3 protein-coding genes are annotated in these 2931 nt (G+C 74.0%); 1 reads left to right on the top strand and 2 read right to left on the bottom strand.

Going from position 1 to position 2931, the window contains the following annotated elements; genetic code table 11:
* Positions 1-2 precede the first annotated feature (2 nt).
* Positions 3-1343, top strand: coding sequence for a heparan-alpha-glucosaminide N-acetyltransferase domain-containing protein (locus D9R02_RS11600; RefSeq protein WP_035884977.1), 1341 nt, complete (start codon positions 3-5; stop codon positions 1341-1343).
* Positions 1344-1374: 31 nt separating this feature from the next.
* Here the strand turns inward: D9R02_RS11600 and D9R02_RS11595 are convergent, their stop codons facing one another.
* Both D9R02_RS11595 and D9R02_RS11590 read right to left on the bottom strand, forming a co-directional pair.
* Complete coding sequence (locus D9R02_RS11595) at positions 1375-2166, bottom strand: 4'-phosphopantetheinyl transferase family protein (protein ID WP_121566953.1); 792 nt, start codon at positions 2164-2166, stop codon at positions 1375-1377.
* The coding region (locus D9R02_RS11590) for a thioesterase II family protein (RefSeq protein ID WP_259463966.1) at positions 2163-2931 on the bottom strand (769 nt) is incomplete at its 5' end. The genes D9R02_RS11595 and D9R02_RS11590, both read right to left, overlap by 4 nt.

Genomic DNA, 2931 nt, shown 5'->3' with positions numbered 1-2931 from the left:
AGGTGTGGCTCGGGGACCGCGGGGACGAGGGCCGCACCGCCGCGGAGAGCGGACTGTGGACCTCGGCCACCCCGGTGGTCACCGCACCCCCGCGTTCCACCTCCGCCCCGCGCCAGGGGGCGGCCACCCGCAACGTGTCCAGCGCGGACGGGCGCCGCACCACGCGGCGCATCATGGGTGTGGACGTGGCCCGGGGCTTCGCCCTGGTGGGCATGATCGCGGTGCACGTGCTGCCCGCGGTCGCGGACGTGGAGGGCAATCCCTCCCTGGAGTGGCGGCTGTTCGCGGGGCACTCCGCGGCACTGTTCGCGACCCTCGCCGGGGTGAGCCTGGCGTTCATGACCGGGGGGCGCAACCCGCGGCGTGGCCGGGACGGCGCGCGGGCACGGGTGTCCATCCTGGTGCGCGCGCTGGTGCTGTTCCTCATCGGGCTGAGCATCAACCTGCTGGAGCTGCCGGTCTACAACATCCTCATCTACTACGGCCTGATGTTCCTGGTGGCCATACCGTTCACGCTGCTGAGCGTGCGGTGGCTGCTGGTGTCCTCGGCGGTCTTCGCCGTGGTGATGCCCTTCGTGATGCAGTGGTCCCTGTCCGTCCTGCCCGCGCACGTGTACGGCAACCCCGGGTTCGCCGAGCTGCTCACCGATCCGGGGGCCGTCCTGGCTGAGCTGTTCCTCACGGGAACGTACCCCGCCCTGCCGTGGATGACGTTCATCTGCCTGGGCATGGCCCTGGGCCGGCTGCCGCTGTCCCGGGACCGGGTGCAGGTGGTGCTCGTGATCGTGGGCGCTGTGGTCGCGGCCGCGGCCCGTGGGATCTCCATGCTGATGCTCATGCGCTTCGAGCTGGAGAACGCCCTGATCGAGGCCACTCCGTGGATGACCTCTGACGACGTGTGGAACATCCAGGTCTACGGTCCGGACCCCCAGCTGCCGGACACGTCCTACCTGTGGCTGCTGCTCTCCGGGCCGCACACCAACACCCCGTTCGCGCTGCTGGAGAGCGCCGGTCTGGCCATGGTGGCCCTCGGCGCGTTCCTGCTGCTGTGCCGCGTGATCGGCAAGTGGCTGACCTGGCTGGGCGCCATGGGCTCGATGACCCTCACGCTCTACGTGAGCCACCTGGTGCTGCTGGCGTTCGTGTGGACGGACACCACGCCCTGGTTCTGGTTCATCGTGCAGGTGGTCGTCGCCGCGCTGTTCGCGGTGGCCTGGCAGCAGGCCGTGGGCAACGGTCCGCTCGAGCGCCTGGTCACCAGGGTGTCCAAGGGAGCTGCCGCCGCGGTCGTGCCGCCCGAGAAGGCGCCCCCGCGGCGTCGGGCGCAGACGCCCCGGCGGTAGCCGGCCCCGCAGCCGACTTGCAGACGGACCCTCAGCCCACCGGGCGGGGGTCCGTCTGCCACGCCACGGCCAGCCGGGCGTTCTCCGCAGAGCGGGTGCGCACGTCGCTCACGGTCCACCCGTGGCCGTAGTCGGCGCGCGCCGCCGGGCCGATGCGGATGCCCGCGGGGTCACGCGACAGCCCGGTCTCCCACCCCTTCACGAGCGCCTCCACACGCACCCAGGTCCGGGTCACGTCCGCGGCCCGACGCCGCCCGCGCAGCCTCGCGAGCCGCTCCCGGTCTGCGGGGTGCAGGACGTCGAGCAGCACACCCGCCTCCACGTCGCTCTGGATCCGTTCCACGTCCACGCCCACGCGGCGCTGAGCCGTGACGAGCGCGACCACGCCCGCGGTGCGCGACACGGAGAAGTGGACGGGCTGCACGGGCGCCCACACGGAGCCGGTGACGCTGCCGGCGGGGGCCGGGGGGGCGGCGTCGTCCGCGCTGGAGACCGACGCCGCCCGGCCGTGAACCGGACGCGGCGCGCCGGTGCGTGGGTCGTGGGTCACCGGCACCTCGTGGGGCCGGCAGCCCAGGCGGTGCGCGAGGACGTGGCGCAGCGCCACCCGTGACACCGTGAACAGTTCGCGGGCGCGGGCCTCCTGGACGGTCTCCGCCCGCGCGAGCTCGAGCTCGCTCAGACACCCTGACGCCGAGAAGGCCCAGGGGGCGAACTCCGCGAGGGGCAGCACGTGCAGGGTGAGGTCCGCCGGAGCTCCGGGGACCCTGCGTCGGTGGTCCGCCCACACCGGCTGCCGCAGAGTGGTGGTTCCCGCGTTCACCTCGTGCCCCCGTCAGTCTGAGTCAGGGCCCGGTGCAGCAGCTCGGGGTGCTCGAGCAGGCCGTGGTGGCCACCGGGGACGGTGAGCGTGGTGCACTCCGCGTCCGTGCTCCGGGCCCAGCCGGCCATGGACCGCGCCGAGGCCGTGCGGTCCTGCTCTGCGCACACGAGCAGCAGCGGGGTGCGCAGCCGCGGTGGAGCGGCGTCGTGGGACAGCGAGGCCCGCAGATCCGCGCGCAGCGGGGCGAGGACCATGGCCCGCAGATCAGGGTCGCGCAGCAGCTCCTCCGGGGTGCCCCCGAGCTCCTGGAGCCACGCGGCCAGGGCGGCGTCGTCCTCCAGAACGGCACGGAGTTCGGGATCGGGATCCGGTGGGACGCTCTTGGCGGAGAGCACCACCCGCCGCAGCCGGCCGGGACGCTCGCGGTCCACGGCCGCGGCGAACTCCGCGGCGAGCAGAGCCCCGAAGGAGTGGCCCAGGACGGTGGTGGGCAGCTCGTCGGCGTCGAGCACGGGCAGCATCAGCTCGAGCGCCTCGGCCACCCCGGTGCGCACGTCCACGGGCGTGGGATCCGCCATGCGGGACTCGCGCCCCGGGCGGCGGTGGACGAGGACCTCCGTGCCGGGGGCCTGGAAGACCCGCCCGGACAGGGCCCCCGCGCCGGCGTGGGGGAAGACGACGAGACGGCGCTGCGGGGCGGCGTCGCCGGTGAACCAGCGCGCCAGGGCCGTGGTGGGGGGAGGGGTGGTGGCCAACGTCCCGGAC

The organism is Kocuria rhizophila, assembly GCF_003667225.1.
Taxonomy (GTDB): domain Bacteria; phylum Actinomycetota; class Actinomycetes; order Actinomycetales; family Micrococcaceae; genus Kocuria; species Kocuria rhizophila.
Note: the sequence above shows the minus strand (reverse complement) of the source record. Positions and strands in the feature narration are given on the sequence as shown.